This window comes from Pseudomarimonas arenosa (assembly GCF_014841215.1).
Lineage (GTDB): Bacteria > Pseudomonadota > Gammaproteobacteria > Xanthomonadales > Xanthomonadaceae > Pseudomarimonas > Pseudomarimonas arenosa.
Genome location: NZ_JACYTR010000020.1, coordinates 15949 through 31845 on the forward strand (window position 1 = coordinate 15949; position 15897 = coordinate 31845).

Consider the following 15897-nt stretch of genomic DNA (forward strand, 5'->3'; position numbering starts at 1 on the left):
GGCGGCCGTGCCTGCAGTGGGCAGCCGAATGCCGGGCTGTGCCTTTCGCAGGGTGCGGCTGCGGTTCTCGCGGCCGGATGCAACAGGCCATAGGAATAGCCGGGTTGATGATCATCGCCGGAAGCCGAGTCATCTGCATGCCAACATCGAGAATCGAAGCAGGCGCAAGCGGCTCAGAGCCTTCGGTGTTGAGAATGAAAAAGGCCCAGCGCCCTTGAGCCAGCGAATCCAGACCTGCGGCGACCCCAATGAGGCCGAGCGCGAAGCGCTCTACCAGCTGAGTGAAATGGCCTCGATGGCCAGCGTCGAAGCCTCGATCCCTCGCGTTGAGGAGTTGCTCCTGGCTGACGCGCCAGACCTGCAACAAGCAGCTCTCGATTCCCTTTGCCCTGCTCTTGCCCATTACCGCGACCTATTGCTGGCAGTCGCGCCGGCACAGCGTCGGTTCGATCAACTGCGCTTGCTGGGAGAAGAGTGTCAGCGCAACAAGGTAGCCGCCGGTATTCTGGCGCAAGGAATCGGGCGGGTGATTCGCGATCTGCTCGCCCTGGCGAAACGCGGTGCGTTGCAATGTGGACGGGATATTTCGGTCGCGGTCGAACAGCTGCCGACCTTCAGTGCACTGGAGGTGGGGCTTGCCTTGCAGGCCTATCACGAGCGCGAACGTCAGCTGCTGCAAGCGGAGCTTCAGCGCTTGCGGCAGCATCAGCAGGCCGGCGAGGAGCTGCGAGCCCTGTCGGGTCTGGGCTGCTGGGAGCTGTCACCCTCGAATCGACTGCAGGCGTGCACCCGAGCGCGTGAGTTACTCGGTCTAGATCAGGGCGCCTCATTGATTGACGATGGTCAGAACCTGTTGCTGAGCCACGTATTGCCCGCCGATCGAGTGATACTGCAGACCTTGCGCAATCACGCACTGATCTCCGGCGACGAGTACGAAGTGAATTACTCGGTGTCCGTGGATGGCATCGGCACCCGTCGACTGCTGGAGCGGGCCCGCGGTGTCACCGATAGCAACGGCGAGGTGCTCAAACTGATCGGAATCATCCAGCAGGTGGAGAACCAAAGCCGGGATCAGGTCGCCGAGGCTCAGCTATCCCTGTTCGATCCGCTGACTGGGCTATCCAACCGCAGCCACTTCCACCGTTCGTTGCAGCGGGAGATCGAGAACTGTGCCGGCGACAGCGAAGTGTTCAGTGTGCTGGTAGTTGACCTCAACCGATTCAAACAGATCAACGACACGCGCGGGTTGAGCGTGGGCGATCAGGTGCTGGTGGAAGTAGGCAATCGAATGAAGCGGGTGCTGCGGGCCGGCGAGCATATTGCTCGTCTGGGTGACGACGAGTTTGCCGTGATCGCCGGCTCGGCCGATCCGCTGGCGGCGGCACTGATCGCCGAGCGATTGGCACTCTCGCTGAACCAGTCGCTGACCTTGTCGGGCGTTGCTTTAAATCTGTCGGCCAGCATTGGCACCTCGAGCTTTCCGTTCGATGGCACGGATGGTGAGGCGCTGCTGCTCAGTGCCGAAACAGCCATGCACGAGGCCAAGCGCAATGGCCTGCGATTCGCCGCCTATCAGCCCGAAATGAGCCAGCGCATCCAGCGCCGTGCCTCGCTCGAAGTGCGGCTGGAGCGGGCTATCCGCGAGCGGCGGATCGAACTGCATTTCCAGCCCCAAGTCGACCTTCAGAGCCGCCGCCTGATTGGTGCCGAAGTACTGGCGCGCTGGCAGGACCCGGATCTTGGTCGGATCGATCCCGGCGAGTTCATCGGTCTGGCCGAGGAAAGCGGACTGATTCACGCCTTGGGCAAATTGGTGATCGAAGAAAGCTGCCAGCAGTGGCATCAATGGCGCTCATCGGGCGGCACAGACCTGCGATTGGCAATCAATATGTCCTGCAAGCAGCTGGAAGACGATGGCTTCATTGCCTTTCTGGCCGGCGTCGCCGAGCGCTGCCAGATCCCGCCCCGTGACATCGACCTGGAACTGACCGAAAGCAGCGTGATGCGCAATCCGGCACAGGTAGTGCAGCAGCTCGCTCTGTTGCGCGAGCACGGCTTCGGTGTGTCGATAGACGATTTCGGTACCGGCTATTCGTCGCTCTCGCACCTGCGGCAGCTGCCCATTACCCAGATCAAACTTGATCGCTCGTTTGTTTCCGGTCTGCTGCAAAGCAGGCGGGATCTATCGGTGGTCAATGCCACCCTGACCATTGCCAACGATCTGGAAGTCAGCCTGATCGCCGAAGGCGTGGAGACAGCGTTTCAGGCCGAAAGGTTGCAGGCACTGGGCTACACCTTGGCCCAGGGCTACTTTTTCGACCGCCCCTTGCCCGCCTCGGTCTTTGCCGAGAGCTGGCTCTCATTGGCCGAGCCTTCATCGGGCTCAGGCAGCCCGCCATAGCCGCGACGCCATAGCACGCCGAACTCAAACACGGATCTCGCGTCGGGGAGTTCGAGCTTCTGCTTGATCTGGTCGCGGTAGGACTCCACCGTCTTGACCGAGATCTTCAAACGTTCGGCAATGTCTTTGGGTTGTAATCCTTCGCTGATAAGTATGAACACCTGCTCCTGCCGCCGGCTCAGGCCCGTGGCCATCGGTAGCAGGGTCTTTCTCAGTGGACAGTCGCTGGCCTGACAGTCTTCGGAGCTAGGATAGCTGCAGTCGCTGACCCGCTGAATGGCATCAATCAATACAGCTTCCGAGGCCCCGTCACACAAATGCGCGCAGGCGAGTTCCAGTCCGGGAATGTATTCGACCCCGACATGCTGTCTTGGCGAGATCAACAGCAAGCGGTAATCCGGCGACTCGTTCGGCAGCTCGAAGCCCTCTTCGACCACGATCTCGGGTTCGGCGACGACCACATCCGGATTCATCGACACGATGCTGCGCATCGCTTCGCTGCCGTTGTCAACCGAGATCACCTTGGCCCGCGGGAGTGATTCAGACACAAGACGCACCAACCCCAGCCGAATCAGCGGACGTTTGATGGCGAGTAGGATCTTGATCGATTTCTTTGCCGGCATGATTGACCCAATGACTCCAACACAAGTCCTGCGTTGCAAGACGCAAGCGGGCTTGCGAGTGAGCGCGAGATAGTCGGCGAAGCACGCGATACGTGGTAGCGGTGAATGACCGTGCGACCGTTCTGCCTTCGCGTCGCGCTCTTCGCAGACGAAGCCCATGGCCGCTTGTCGATGCGGCCGCCTCTGGGCACCCTGCGTGCGGGGCCGATGGAGAGCACGTCTGCACTCAATCCATCGCGATGGTTACCGGCGTTGTTGTGAGCTCATCAGAGCTGCTTGGCACGCTGACCCAATGACTAAGGTGATAGCAGGTCCATGCTGAAGTTGCGGTTAAACTCGACGGTCGGATGTTCACCTGGCACCCAGGATGCCTCGCGCGCCTGGGTCGCAGGAGCCATTGCGGTGATCGGCGGCCTCGCGCCTCACGGCCCCCAGCATTGCACCGGCCTGCCCGTTGTTCGCCGCGCGCCCAAAGACATTGCCGATGCGGGCGCGGCTTTGTTCTGATCGACCGTACCAAGCAAGCTCACCTCACCCCGGGCGGCGACGGGCACTCCTTTGCATTTGCAGTGCTGCGTCGGGTGCAAGTCAGCCACGACGCCAGAACAGCAGACGATTGTTGGCCGGCATCGGGTGGTCGGCGCACAGTCGAAATCCCGCCTTTACGGCCAAGGCATTGACCGCGCCGATATCGCGGATGCCCATATGCGGCGCGCGCTGGCGCAACGAGGCATCGAACGTAGCGTTGCTATCGCTTGTGAAGCGGCCATCGATATTGAATGGTCCGTAGATCGCAAGCTTGGCGTCATCGGCACAGACCTCGGGCAGGCAGGAAAACAATCGCTCCACTTCAGCCCAGGCCATGATGTGCAGGGTGTTGGCGCTGAACAGCGCATCGAACGTCTGATCCGGCCAAGCCGCGTCCATAACATCAAGCTCGATTGGCGGCGGGGTATTGTCAAGGGCAGCCTGCTGCAGGCGGGCGCGCAGACCCGGCAGATAATCAGGACGATCGCTGCACTGCCAGCTCAGCCGCGGCATGGCGGCGGCAATGAACGCGGCGTGTTGACCGGTACCGCTGCCAATCTCCAGTACCCGACGACGATCAACGAAGAATCCGTTGAGTTGCTCGAGGATGGGCCCCCGATTGCGCTCGCAGGCGGCAGAGAAAGGCAGGTCTATCATTGTTAAGCTCTCGCTGTTCGTTTGCCTTGTGTGTAACGGCAGGATCGCGCCGCATGACTCATCCTCAAGCCAACGTCATCCCATCGCAACACGGGATCCATGTTGATCTTTCCGTACTTCAGTCACCCTTCTCGAGAGTCGAGCGGCCCCGGCTTGCGCCGGGGTGACGAGGCCGTGAGGCCTCGAACAATCGGCCCGAACGATTTCCTCGGACAGTAGCAGGCTTTCGCCGGGAGACGGCGTACAGTTCGGTCGACCGTGGGTCATTCCCAGCGCAAAGCCTGCGCCGGGTCAACTGTCAGGGCACGACATAGCGGTGCGATGCAGGCCAGTAGCCCGATCAGGCCGAGCAGCGCTGCACTGAGCACAAAAATGGTGGGGTCAGTTGCGCTGATGCCAAACAGCAGACTCTCCAGCGCGCGCGTCGACGCACTGGCCAGCAGCAGGCCGAACAGGATGCCGAGCCCGACCAGTGCCATCGCCTGTGTCAACACCCAGCGCACAATGACCGAGGCACGGGCACCAAGCGCGACACGGAGGCCAATCTCGTTGCCACGCTCGGCCACATTCACCGACAAGGCGCTGTAGATGCCCATCGCCGCCAGCATGAGTGCGGCCAGTCCGAAGGCAGCGAAGATGACCGAGGCGAACCGGCGCTCCTTGGCAGTATCGGCCAGCAATTGGTCCAGGCTGGCCACGCGCCCGATGGGCAGTTGCGCGTCGACACTCCATATCGCCTGACGCATGCGGGTGGCGATGTCCTGCTGGTCGCCGCGATGGCGCACCACCAATGAGCGAACCCGATCGGCGTAATGCCATTGGGCGCTGCTGACGTAGACGGCGTCGACCTGCGAGGCGGTCAGCGACGCCTGTTTTACATCCGCCACCACCCCCACAACCGTGAACCAAGGCGTGTTGGGGTCGCCACCAATGCGCAGCCGTTGTCCGATCGGATTCGCCGCGCCGAAGCGCTTGCGCGCCAACGATTGGCTGATCACCACCGAAGGCGGCGACTCGATCGAGTCCTCGCGGGACAAGCCGCGACCGAGCACGGTCGGAATGCCCATGGTGTCGAAATAGCCGGGACTGACAGCGTAACGCAGTGTGTTGTACTGCGCGGGTGCGGCATCGTCCGCCAGCGACTCAAACAAGGTGCCGAACTGATCAAGGTCCTCACTCATTGGCAGCTGATTGGTGTAGGCCGCCGACTCCACACCGGCGACCTGACGCGCTACGCGCAGCGCGTCGACGTAGAAGCGTTCGACAGTGGCATCATCAGCATAGCGCGCACCGCTGGCATTGAGCTGCAGGCTGAGCAACCCGTTGGGGTTGAAGCCGGCATCGATCGCGAACAAGCGGTTGAGACTGAACATCAGGAGACCGGCACTGACCAGCAATACCACCGCCAGGGCGACTTCCACTACCACCAGCGAATTGCGCGCCCGGCGCTGATGGCCGACCACACGCTGCCCCACCGGCAGCAGCCCGCCTCGTCCAGCCAAACGAGCGACCCGAAACGCCGGCCACAACCCCACCAGCAGCCCCACCGAAATCGACGTTGCAAAGGCAAATACGAGCACCTGCAAATCGACGGTGAACTCGGCACCCGCGCTGATCTCGAACGGTGTGTAGGCGCCCAACAGGCCAAGCGCCACTTGGGCCAGCGCCGCCCCCAGCGCGCCACCCAGCACGGCCAGACTTAACACCTCGACCAGCTGTTGTCGAATCAGGCGTGCCGGACTGGCCCCCAAGGCGGCGCGTGCCTGGAACTCGCGGCTGCGCTGCGAACCGCGCACCAGCAATAGGTTGGCCACATTGACGCAGGCGATCAGCAATAACAGCAGCACCGCGCCGAACGCCGCCAGCACACCGGGTTTCACCGAGCGAGTGAGCTGTTCTTGCAAGCGGCCGACCAGCAAGTGTTCTAGCGTGGCATGCGAGGGTCGGACGAACGCCGGATCTGGTTCGGCGCCGATCTGCAGCAATTCCGTGCCGAACGAGGACTCCGAAGCGTGAGGCTGCAAGCGCGCCACCATGCGCAGATGCTTGCCCCATTCGCGGCCATCGGCGGGCAAGGCGCTGTCGTACTGCAACAAGGTCCAGACCTCACTGCCGGGCGCCAGCACATCCTTGAAGCCCGCCGGCATGATGCCGACCACCCGATGGCCCTGACCGTCGAGGTCTATCTCAGCTCCAATCAGGCCGGGATCGGCGGCAAAGCGACGCTGCCACAGCGCGTCGCTCACCACCACCAGTTTGCGCCCGCCAGGGCGATCGGCGGCGGCATCGAAACCGCTGCCGAGTAGCGGCGAGACCCCCAATGCATGAAAATATTCGGCGCTGACGCGTTGGCCTTGTAGTTGCTCGGGTTCGAAGCTGCCGACCAGGGCCGGCGACCAGTCGCGCATCACCGCGGCAGCGGCGAGCGACTGGCTGCGCGCCGCAATCTCGCGAAAACTGCCGAAGGCCATTGGCGACTCAGCGCCATCCGGACCGATATCCGACACCATCACCAGCCGATCCGCCGCCGGATACGGCACCGAGTTGAGCAGCAGGGCATTGACTGCGCCGAACATCGCCACGCTGGCACCGATGCCCAGCGCCAGCACGGTGATCGCCAAAGCGCTGAAACTGGGAGCACGCCACAGGCTGCGCAGGGCAAATCGAAGGTCTTCGAGCACGTACATGGTCCCTGGTGTCTGGCCCGCCTTGGCCCTTGGCAGGTCGGAAAGCAGCATCCATGCCAGTTGGCGCTGCCAATGTAATCAAGGCCTTAGGCGATCGCGACACACTCTCTTCGCGGACGATGCTCGGACTTGAACAGACAGTGTCCGCTTTCGAGCAAGCCCGAATGCGGCGCGACTCGCAGAATATCGTCGATTGCTGGTCCGTGAACTCCTATTTCAACTACCCTCCCCTATCATTAACTACCATTTCCGGCGGAGGCAGGCATGGGCGAGTCTTCACGCGGCTTGAAGTCGGGGCGCGCACCCTTGTGCGTGGACCTGCTGGGCGGCGGCGAGTCGATGTACGCCAATCTGTCAGCGGCATTGGCCGACGTTGGCGGGCGCCTGCGCCGCTTTGAGCGCGCCGAACAATGGGTTGAAGCGGTGCGGGAAGAAGTGCCAGATGCCACGGTGGTGCCTGCCGCCCTGAGCACAGCGATCGCCGAGATGCTAGGCAAGCTGAGTTTGTCTGGCATTCCTGCCGGCAATGTCTTGCTCGCCACCTTTGGCCGACCCAAGGAGCGCCTCGACGCCCTGATCGGCGGCGCCGACTGGTTCGTTGAACGCAGTACCGATCCTCTGCTCGGGCAAGCGCTGGTGGATTGGTTGCTGCAGCAGGATGTCGAACCGTTTCGGGTGCTGCTGATCGACGACGATCGCGAGACGCGAATGCTGTGTTCGGCCATCCTGCGCAAGGTCGGCATGGTGGTGGAGGAACTGGCGGAAACCACCGGCGTGCTTGCCGTGGTGAAGCGATTTCGACCCGATCTGGTGCTGCTTGATCTGCACATGCCCGATCAGGACGGTATAGCCGTGGTTCAGGCGCTGCGCAGCAGCGACATAGCGCCTCTGTTGCCGATCGTTTTTCTTTCGGGCGAAGACCGTCCGAACGCCCGCAACGCCGCCTTGCGCGCCGGTGGCGACGACTTTCTGGCCAAGCCGGTGCGGCCACAGGCGCTGATTGCGGCAGTACGTTCGCGGGTCAAGCGCGCCCGGGTACTTAACCGTCAACTTCGTCCACGCTCGGAGAGTGCCAGTGGCCGACTGCGCCGATCGGATTTCCTCAGTGCACTCAGCGAGTGCCTGCAGCGTACCGACGATGCCTGGCACCTGCTACTGGCCCTGCGTATCGACGATGCGCCCGCCCTGCGCGAAAAGCTCGGACTGGCCGGCACTCACGCGCTGGAGCGCGAAGTCGCCAATCGCATCGCCTCCCAGCTGGCCCCCGAGGACAGCTATTCGCTATGGGAGGAGCTGGGCTTTGGTCTGATGGTCAGCCGCAATCAGCGCGCCGAATTGGAATCCCTGGTGGCCGACCTGCTGACCGCGGTGGCCGGAGCGCCCTTTGTTGCCGGCGAAGAATCGCTTTCCCTTAGCATATCGATTGGCTTTTCACTCCCGCCGACGCAGGGCGTGATCAGTGCCGAGCGTTGGGTGCAGCAGGCCTTTGCCGCCTTGGCCATGGCACGCAGGCTGGGCACAGGGCGTGCCGAAGGCGTGCTGTCACGCGACCCCTCCGCGTTGGCCCCTGAACGCATCATGGTCATTACCCAGGCCTTGAAGGATCTCGCCCGAGGCAGCCGGCCGCGCTTTGAATTTCAACCGATGCTGCAATTGCGAGGTGAGCAGGCGCACTTCAGTCTGATCTGCAAGCTGGCGGACCTGCGCAATCCTCTGGAGGGCTACCCACGACCGCAGTATCTCGAGTTGGCCCGGGAGCAGGAGCAACTTTCCATCCTTGATCGGATGGCCCTGTTCCATGCCATCGAGACGCTGGATGATCGACGCCGTCAAGGCTTGGCCGCCAACATCATGGTGCCGGTCGATCTGGGTGCCTTCGATGAGCGTCAGCTGGCCTGGCTCAAGGCTGAGCGGCAGCGTCGCCCTGATGCGGTTGGCGACCTGCTGTTGGAGGTCGACGTCGAGGATATTCGCTCAGGTCAGCATGTCGAAACCCTGCGTCATCTGACCGCTCTGGGCATGAATGTGGCCGGATACGACCACAGCGGCAGCGTCATGGCCCTGCACGACCTGCTGGGCGCTCCGATCAGTCTGCTCAGCTTGCCGCATGGCGCCATCCAGACTGCCGGTGCGCAACTGTCGGACCTCATCACCGAATGGCGTGGCAGTGGTCGCCGACTGCTGGTGGTCGGCGTCGAAAGCATGAAATCGGTGTCCAGTCTGTGGAACCTTGGAATCGACTACTTGCAGGGCGATGCTTTGGCCGCGGCCATTCCGCGCATAGACGACGGTGATGACGATTAGCCAGTCGCCAGTCTCAGCAGCGCCGACTACAAGGCCTCAAAACCGCCGATGAAGATCCGATCCACTGGCAGCGATTCCCACAGCGGTCCGTCCGTGGTGACCTGAATGCCCTGAACACCCGAATACAGCGAGTGAGTCGCCGCTTCTCCGAGTCTGACCGAACCCAGGGTTGAATCCATGCCCTTGTGCAGCACCACCGTCGCGCTACCACGGCTGGGGTGATTCATTTGAATCGACCAGCGGTCGCCCAGGTCGCTCAATGCCACACTGGTTTCGCCCTCCGCAATGTCGCGTCCACTGATTACGTTGAGGAAGTAGCTCTCAACGCTGCCGCTGCTGTCCAGCTCAAGGCGGTACTGGCCGGCGGCTGGAGTCCCGCCGACGTCTTCATCGACGATGCGAAAACTGGGCAGGCTCGGCAACAAGGTGTGCAGATCGACGACCTGATCGCCAACGGTCGCGCTGAGTCGATTGCCATTGCTGATCGGCGCTGTCTCAAAATGCATGACAAAGGTCCGAACGACCTGTTCAGCAGGGATTTGCGCCGCCAGGGGACGATCACGCAGCACCCAGTTGGCGGTGCCGTAGAAGGGAAGCTGAGAGTCACCGCTGGCGCGCATGCGATCCAGAATCACCAGTGCCTGCATCCGGCGAATGAACAGAAATTCGCGTAGCGCCCGATCGGCGTATGGCCAATCCACCCGCGTGCCCACCGGGTTTCGGTAGGCCTTCGAGTAGTCCACGGCGATGTAAGCGAATTCGGGATGATGCTGCAGGCGAACGACTCTCGGCAAACCCAGCGGTTGTTCGCCGGTGTCTTCCCCGTCGGGGATCACATGCGGTCCGCGTCCGATCCAGGAGGCGGTGGAGCGGCCTTGAAACAACAGCCCATTGTGCGCCGGGGCTTCCTCGGTATCGATAGTGCCGACGCCGTTGAAGCCGGCCAGGCGCTCGGCGTAGCCGACCGACTCGCGACTTAACCACCGACCTCGGCGCCAGATCTGAAAACTGCCGCCATCGCGATGACGATGCTGCACGCCGCCGGGCGTTCCCAATTGCAGGTGGACCTGCATGGCCTGCGCGTCGTGTGAGCTGCGCATGTCCATGACTTGCGAACCGGGCGCGTAGTAGTCAAGCGGCAACTCCTGCAGCCAGGCAGAATCGCCGGTGCCGCCCAGGGCATCGAACAGCCATTGTCGGCCGGCACCGGTCTCGGCCAGCCAGGCGCGTATGTGGCGGGCATTGCCGCTGTCAGGACTGCGCTGACCCATCGCCCGAGCAAAGTCACCTAGGTAGTCACGAATATTGATCGCGCTGCCGTCACGAAAATGCTCGTCGTCATTGAATGGAAACAACAAGTGGCCGCCGCTGAAGGCGCCGGTAATGCTGGTCGCGCCTGGGGTGGTGCCGTAGATCAGGGCATAGAGTGCCTCGCGAAAGAAATCCGTCTGGGTATAAGGATCGAGGCCATAGTCGGCGGCCGACTGAAAGGCGATCAGTGGATAGGCAAGCATGGCCACGCCGTAATCGCCGCCCTCGGCAAAAACGCCACCGCGGCCGAAATCGCTGTACCAATCGGCAAACAGGGTGCTGAAACGAATGTCCAGGGCGTTGTCGATGTATTCCTGCGCGCGCGGGTTCTCGCCCATGCTGGTGATACCCCACAACAGGTTGTTACGCACCCTGCCCCAGAAGTAGTTGTTCGCCGAGGAGTCGATGTTGGCAAACCCGTCGGAATTCTCCTGGTCCAGATAGCCATTCCAGCGAGCGACCAAGTTTGTTATCTGAGCACCGCTAAGGCGATGGTGGCACCAGTCGTAGATCAGCAGCAGCGAATCGCCCTGCTGTCGCACCGCGTCGCGAAAGTTGCCACTCACTTCCCAGTCGGCCAGATAGCTCACCGCAAGATCGCAGTCGCTGTCATTGCCGGTCATCAGCCCGCGCAAGGCGCGCTGATAGTTCAGTGAGGTGGGATCAGATCCAGCCGGAACGAATGGGGTCGTTTGAAAATACGCTTGCGCCTGACTGAGACGATCCGGGTTGCCGAACCAGAGCCGTGGGTGGCTGTTGGGCACGGCAAGCTCGGCTGCCCACGCGGTGCTGCCCGCAAGCAGTGCCAGGAAAGCAATCAGTAGACGACTCAGTCGACTCGGCGCGGTGCACATAGAACGCTCTCAACCTGGCAAGCAACAATGTGTATATTGCGTGAAGTCCGCTCGAAGGGCTGCGCCGGCTATCAGCGCCCGGCTGCCGAATCTCGGTCGGCAGGCCGGCGCCGACCTCGCCGTCTGATCCCTGAATCCGCACGGGGCTGACGGGACAGCAAGCGCGCCGATGATCGCCAATCGAGTCGCCACCACATCGACGGCCAACCAAGTGTCATTCCCACGCAAGGGAATCCAGCGCGTCCGCTGATTGGACCAGCCTTGGCGGATAAGTGCTTGTAAGGCGGAAAGAAAAGCCGCTATACTCGCGCGCTTGATTCCAGCAATCCTCGGGCGTTGTCATGAAAGTTCTGTCTTCTCTCAAATCGGCCAAGAGCCGTCACCGCGACTGCAAGGTTGTGCGCCGTCGTGGCAAAGTGTTCGTGATCTGCAAGAGCAATCCGCGCTTCAAGGCTCGTCAGCGCTAAGCGACCAGCCACAGATCAGCAAGGGCCGCTTCAGCGGCCTTTTTGCTATCTGCGCCCTGCATTTTTCTGCCTAAACCCGTCACAAAGCGTACACTTGGCGCGGTTTCCGCCCGTTTCGCTTCAGGAGAACGTCCATGCTGCGTCAGGCTTGTGTGCTATCGATCGCCTTCTTTGTTGTCGGAACTATCGGTTGGGCTGCTCCAGCTCAGGCCGATGTATTGCTGATTGAACGTGTTGAAGCGCGCAAGGACATCGAGTTGCCCAAGCGCGGTGAGCTGAAGGATCAGGTCGAAAGAAAGTTTGGCAAGCCGACCCAGATCCACGCCCCGGTCGGCGGCGGCAGCCCTCAGCATCCGCCCATTACCCGCTGGGACTATGCCGAGTTCTCGGTTTACTTCGAGCACAACCACGTTGTGAGCGCGGTGCTGAAGCGCACCTCCAAATACGAAACCGGCCCCAAAGCGGTCAGCGGACAGTGAGCTCGGCGGCACTGCGCTTTCCCGCTGAATGGGAAGCGCAATCCGGGGTGATGATCGCCTGGCCGCACGACGGCACGGATTGGGCACCACGACTGGCCGAGGTGGAAACCACCTATGTCGCCCTGGTCGCCGCCATCACTCGCTTCGAACCGGTCGTGATCTGTGTCCGCGATGCCGCGCTTCGACAACACGCTGAGAGCCTGCTGTGCGAACACGCTGGCACCAGCATCGACCTCGGTCGAATCCGCTGGCTGGAGCTGGCCTATGACGATACCTGGCTGCGTGATTCCGGTCCAATCACCCTGATTGACACAGGCAGCGGCGACCGCCGGTTTCATCTGCTCGATTTTCGATTCACCGGTTGGGGCGGCAAGTATCGCGCAGAACAGGACGATGCCCTGGTGTCGCGCTGTTTTGAGCTTGGCCTGTTTTCGCCGCGCTGCTCTCACGCGCCGGTTGACTTTGCACTGGAAGGCGGTGCTGTGGAATCCGATGGTGCCGGCCGACTGCTCACCACCTGGGCCTGCCTGCATCAGCGACACCCAGAGCGGGATGCCCAATCACTAACTGCCGCGCTGCGCGAGTACCTCTGCACGCCGGAAATCATGATGTTGGACCGCGGCTACCTGGATGGCGATGACACCGATGCCCACATCGACACGTTGGCCCGATTTGCGCCTGGGTCGCGGATCGTCTTTCAAGGCTGCCGACAACCCGACGACAAGCATCACGAAGAGCTGACTGCTATGGCCGCGCAGTTGGCTGCCTTGCGGAACGCTGAAGGCCAGCCCTACGAACTGCTGGAAATGCCCTGGGCCGCCCCCATCTACGATGAAAGCCGACGACTAGCAGCAAGCTATGCTAATTACCTGATCGTCAACGGTGCCGTGCTGTACCCGAGCTACGGTGATCCGGCTGACCGCGCAGCGGCTGATGTCCTGGCCAAGGCCTATCCAGGACGCGACATCGTGGGCGTGCCCTGCCGCCCCCTGATCTGGCAGAACGGCAGCCTGCATTGCATCACCATGCAGTTGCCGCAGGGTGTGCTGAGCTAACCGGCAGCTGGCGGTTGCCGAAGACATCGTTAGCAGGTGCTGAGATTTGTTTCAGCAGCCTGAAATCGCGCGATTAGAATGGCGCGCCCGGAAAGCAAGCACGCACGTGATTGATTTCCGACAAAGGTGGCGCGGTTATGCCGCGACCGTTTGCGCTGAAAACCTCCAGGAAGAGGTCTCAGCAGCTTGTTAGAGGGTCGATTGTGAGTAAAGCATCTCTGCGCGTGGCCTTGATTCAGGAGACCGATCAGGGCAGCACCGACGCCAATCTGGCGCGTATCGAACAGCGGGTCGCGGAAGCGAAGGCGAACGGTGCCGAGCTGATTTTGCTGCAAGAGCTGCACAACGGTGCCTATTTCTGTCAACACGAGGACGTCAGCGAGTTTGATCGCGCCGAGCCCATTCCCGGGCCATCCAGCCAGCGGCTTGGCGCCCTGGCGGCCAAGCATGTGGTGGTGATTGTGGCGTCCTTGTTCGAGCGCCGTGCACCCGGTCTCTACCACAACACGGCCATCGTGCTGGAGCGCGACGGTCGGCTGCTCGGCCGCTATCGCAAGATGCATATTCCCGATGACCCGGGCTTTCTGGAGAAGTTCTACTTCACTCCGGGTGACCTCGGTTTCGAGCCGATCGACACCTCGGTCGGCCGTCTCGGCGTTCTGGTCTGCTGGGATCAGTGGTACCCAGAAGCGGCACGCTTGATGGCCCTGGCCGGCGCTGAGCTGCTGCTCTACCCGACCGCCATCGGCTGGGATCCGAACGACCCGGACGACGAAAAACAGCGTCAGCGTCAGGCCTGGATTCTCAGCCACCGTGGCCACGCCGTGGCCAACGGCCTGCCTGTACTGAGCTGCAATCGGACCGGCTTCGAAGCATCGCCCACCGGCGGCGCCGGCATCCAGTTCTGGGGGTCGAGCTTTGTTTGTGGTCCGCAGGGCGAGTATCTCGCCGAAGCGGTCACCGACCAGCCGACCGTACTGATGGCCGACATCGATCTGCAGCGCAGCGAGAACGTGCGGCGCATCTGGCCGTTTCTTCGCGATCGACGCATCGATGCCTATCAAGATCTGCTCAAGCGCTACCGCGACTAGGCAGGATGAAAGACGCCTTTGCAGGTCACAGCCCGGTGACTGAACAGTCTGAAACAGGGAACCCCGTTTCCATGAGTGCCAGCGACATGGACAGTTTGCCACAACCCGCGTCGCCCACACTTGCCGAATTGCTGCACGATCAACCGCTGAAGACGATTGTTCGCGATGACGTCGAGTTTGTATTGCTGGGAACTGCACATGTCTCCCGCGCCAGCGTTGACGCGGTCAACAACGCGCTGGACCACACCGCATTCGATGCCGTGGCGGTCGAGCTCTGCGAGGCGCGCTACCAATCGATGATCAAGCCCGACTCACTGGCTGAGCTGGATTTGTTCCGGGTCATCCAGGAAGGCAAGTCCGGCATGGTGGCGGCCAATCTGGCGCTGTCTGCCTATCAGCGTCGACTGGCCGAACAGTTGAAGATCGAACCCGGGGCTGAAATGCGCGCGGCCATCGATCATGCCGAACGCCAGTCTCAAGCGCTGTGGAAGATCGATCGTGATGTAGGGGTCACCTTGCGCCGCACCTACAGCTCGGTGGGCTGGTGGCAGCGCGCCAAACTGATGGGCGGTTTGATCGGCAGCGTGCTGGTCGACGAGCAAGTGGACGCCGAAGAGATCGAAAAGCTGAAACAAGGTGATATGTTGGAAAGCACCTTCAGTGAATTCGCCCAGCGTAGCGACAAGCTCTACCACGCCTTGATCGCCGAGCGCGACCAGTTCATGGCCGCCGAACTGCGGCGCCACGCTGCCGAGCTGCCAAACAATGGCTATGCGCGCCGAGTACTGGTGGTGGTTGGCGCCGGCCATCTGGCCGGACTGGCTCGGCACCTGGCCGACGATCAGCAACACCCGGTTGAGCTGAGCCGCGCACTGACCGCGCTACCACCACCGACGCGTTGGGGAACCTGGTTCTCACTGATCTTCGCAGCCCTGGTTCTCGGCGGCTTCGCCTGGGGCTTTGCCAGCGGCGTGGAACTGGGCACTGAACTGGTACTTGCCTGGGTGCTGGCTACCGGCACGCTGGGCGCCCTGGGTTGTGCGATCGCTGGCGGCCACCCCTTGAGCATCATCGCAGCCTTCGTCGCTTCCCCGCTGACGCCCCTGCACCCCTTTCTGGCCTCTGGCACTGTCAGCGCCCTGGTCGAACTCACCCTGCGCCGACCCACGGTTGCCGATTTTTCGAGCCTGCGTGACGACGTGACCTCGCTCAGCGGCTGGTGGCGCAACCGGGTTTCCCGGGTCTTGGTGAACTTCTTCCTGACCAGTTTTGGGACGGCCATCGGAGTGTATCTCGCCGGATGGCGTATGCTTGAGGCATTGTTGTAGCGTTCGATCGGATTTTGCGGTAAAGAAGTCCGATTGGCCTGCCCGCAGTGGGGACAGGCAAACGTTCACATCGGGGGGTGGGCGTGCAGTCGGTTCTGCTAGCGGAAGCATC

At 62.1% G+C, this 15897-nt stretch carries 11 protein-coding genes; 7 read left to right on the plus strand and 4 right to left on the minus strand.

What is annotated here, in order from left to right:
• Positions 1-214: 214 nt before the first annotated feature.
• Positions 215-2401 carry a putative bifunctional diguanylate cyclase/phosphodiesterase gene (locus tag IFO71_RS11130; protein ID WP_192029712.1) on the plus strand — a complete coding sequence of 729 codons (2187 nt, stop codon included), beginning with the start codon at positions 215-217 and terminating at the stop codon, positions 2399-2401.
• Here the strand turns inward: IFO71_RS11130 and IFO71_RS11135 are convergent.
• From IFO71_RS11135 to IFO71_RS11145, 3 genes are all read right to left on the minus strand, one after another.
• Entirely contained in the window at positions 2308-3183 is an 876-nt protein-coding gene (locus IFO71_RS11135; protein WP_225444562.1) for a response regulator transcription factor, read from the minus strand. The two genes, IFO71_RS11130 and IFO71_RS11135, sit on opposite strands and share 94 nt — an antisense overlap.
• Positions 3184-3612: 429 nt before the next feature.
• Positions 3613-4209 carry a DUF938 domain-containing protein gene (locus tag IFO71_RS11140; protein WP_225444563.1) on the minus strand — a complete coding sequence of 199 codons (597 nt, stop codon included), beginning with the start codon at positions 4207-4209 and terminating at the stop codon, positions 3613-3615.
• 263 nt (positions 4210-4472) lie between these two features.
• Positions 4473-6890 carry an ABC transporter permease gene (locus IFO71_RS11145; RefSeq protein WP_192029714.1) on the minus strand — a complete coding sequence of 806 codons (2418 nt, stop codon included), beginning with the start codon at positions 6888-6890 and terminating at the stop codon, positions 4473-4475.
• A gap of 270 nt (positions 6891-7160) precedes the next feature.
• Here IFO71_RS11145 and IFO71_RS11150 point away from each other — a divergent pair, with 270 nt between their 5' ends.
• Positions 7161-9200: a response regulator gene (locus IFO71_RS11150; protein ID WP_192029715.1), complete on the plus strand. Its 2040-nt coding sequence runs from the start codon at positions 7161-7163 to the stop codon at positions 9198-9200.
• Positions 9201-9226: 26 nt separating this feature from the next.
• Here IFO71_RS11150 and IFO71_RS11155 read toward each other — a convergent pair whose 3' ends face one another.
• Positions 9227-11365, minus strand: a complete 2139-nt coding sequence (locus tag IFO71_RS11155; RefSeq protein ID WP_192029716.1) for a hypothetical protein — start codon at positions 11363-11365, stop codon at positions 9227-9229.
• A 341-nt stretch (positions 11366-11706) separates the two neighbouring features.
• On the opposite strand from IFO71_RS11155, the gene ykgO reads away from it, so the two are divergent.
• The 5 genes from ykgO to IFO71_RS11180 all read left to right on the plus strand — a co-directional run bounded on the left by ykgO (position 11707) and on the right by IFO71_RS11180 (position 15785).
• Positions 11707-11832 (plus strand): type B 50S ribosomal protein L36, encoded by a 126-nt coding sequence (gene ykgO / locus IFO71_RS11160; protein ID WP_029213509.1) that lies wholly within the window; start codon positions 11707-11709, stop codon positions 11830-11832.
• A 134-nt stretch (positions 11833-11966) separates the two neighbouring features.
• Positions 11967-12311 carry a hypothetical protein gene (locus IFO71_RS11165; protein ID WP_192029717.1) on the plus strand — a complete coding sequence of 115 codons (345 nt, stop codon included), beginning with the start codon at positions 11967-11969 and terminating at the stop codon, positions 12309-12311.
• Complete coding sequence (locus IFO71_RS11170) at positions 12308-13366, plus strand: agmatine deiminase family protein (RefSeq protein ID WP_192029718.1); 1059 nt, start codon at positions 12308-12310, stop codon at positions 13364-13366. Before IFO71_RS11165 ends, IFO71_RS11170 begins: the two co-directional genes overlap by 4 nt.
• Positions 13367-13569: 203 nt before the next feature.
• Entirely contained in the window at positions 13570-14457 is an 888-nt protein-coding gene (locus IFO71_RS11175; protein WP_192029719.1) for a carbon-nitrogen hydrolase, read from the plus strand.
• A gap of 71 nt (positions 14458-14528) precedes the next feature.
• The gene (locus IFO71_RS11180; RefSeq protein ID WP_192029720.1) at positions 14529-15785 is read left to right on the plus strand and encodes a TraB/GumN family protein; all 1257 of its coding nucleotides are present in this window, start codon (positions 14529-14531) and stop codon (positions 15783-15785) included.
• The last annotated feature ends 112 nt before the right edge of the window (positions 15786-15897 follow it).

Bases quoted from the DNA above. Each gene is read 5' to 3' on its own strand.
- IFO71_RS11135 (WP_225444562.1), bottom strand. From the start codon at position 3,183: ATGGGCTTCGTCTGCGAAGAGCGCGACGCGAAGGCAGAACGGTCGCAC.
- IFO71_RS11140 (WP_225444563.1), bottom strand. From the start codon at position 4,209: ATGATAGACCTGCCTTTCTCTGCCGCCTGCGAGCGCAATCGGGGGCCC.
- IFO71_RS11150 (WP_192029715.1), top strand. From the start codon at position 7,161: ATGGGCGAGTCTTCACGCGGCTTGAAGTCGGGGCGCGCACCCTTGTGC.
- IFO71_RS11155 (WP_192029716.1), bottom strand. From the start codon at position 11,365: ATGTGCACCGCGCCGAGTCGACTGAGTCGTCTACTGATTGCTTTCCTG.
- ykgO (WP_029213509.1), top strand. From the start codon at position 11,707: ATGAAAGTTCTGTCTTCTCTCAAATCGGCCAAGAGCCGTCACCGCGAC.
- IFO71_RS11165 (WP_192029717.1), top strand. From the start codon at position 11,967: ATGCTGCGTCAGGCTTGTGTGCTATCGATCGCCTTCTTTGTTGTCGGA.
- IFO71_RS11180 (WP_192029720.1), top strand. From the start codon at position 14,529: ATGAGTGCCAGCGACATGGACAGTTTGCCACAACCCGCGTCGCCCACA.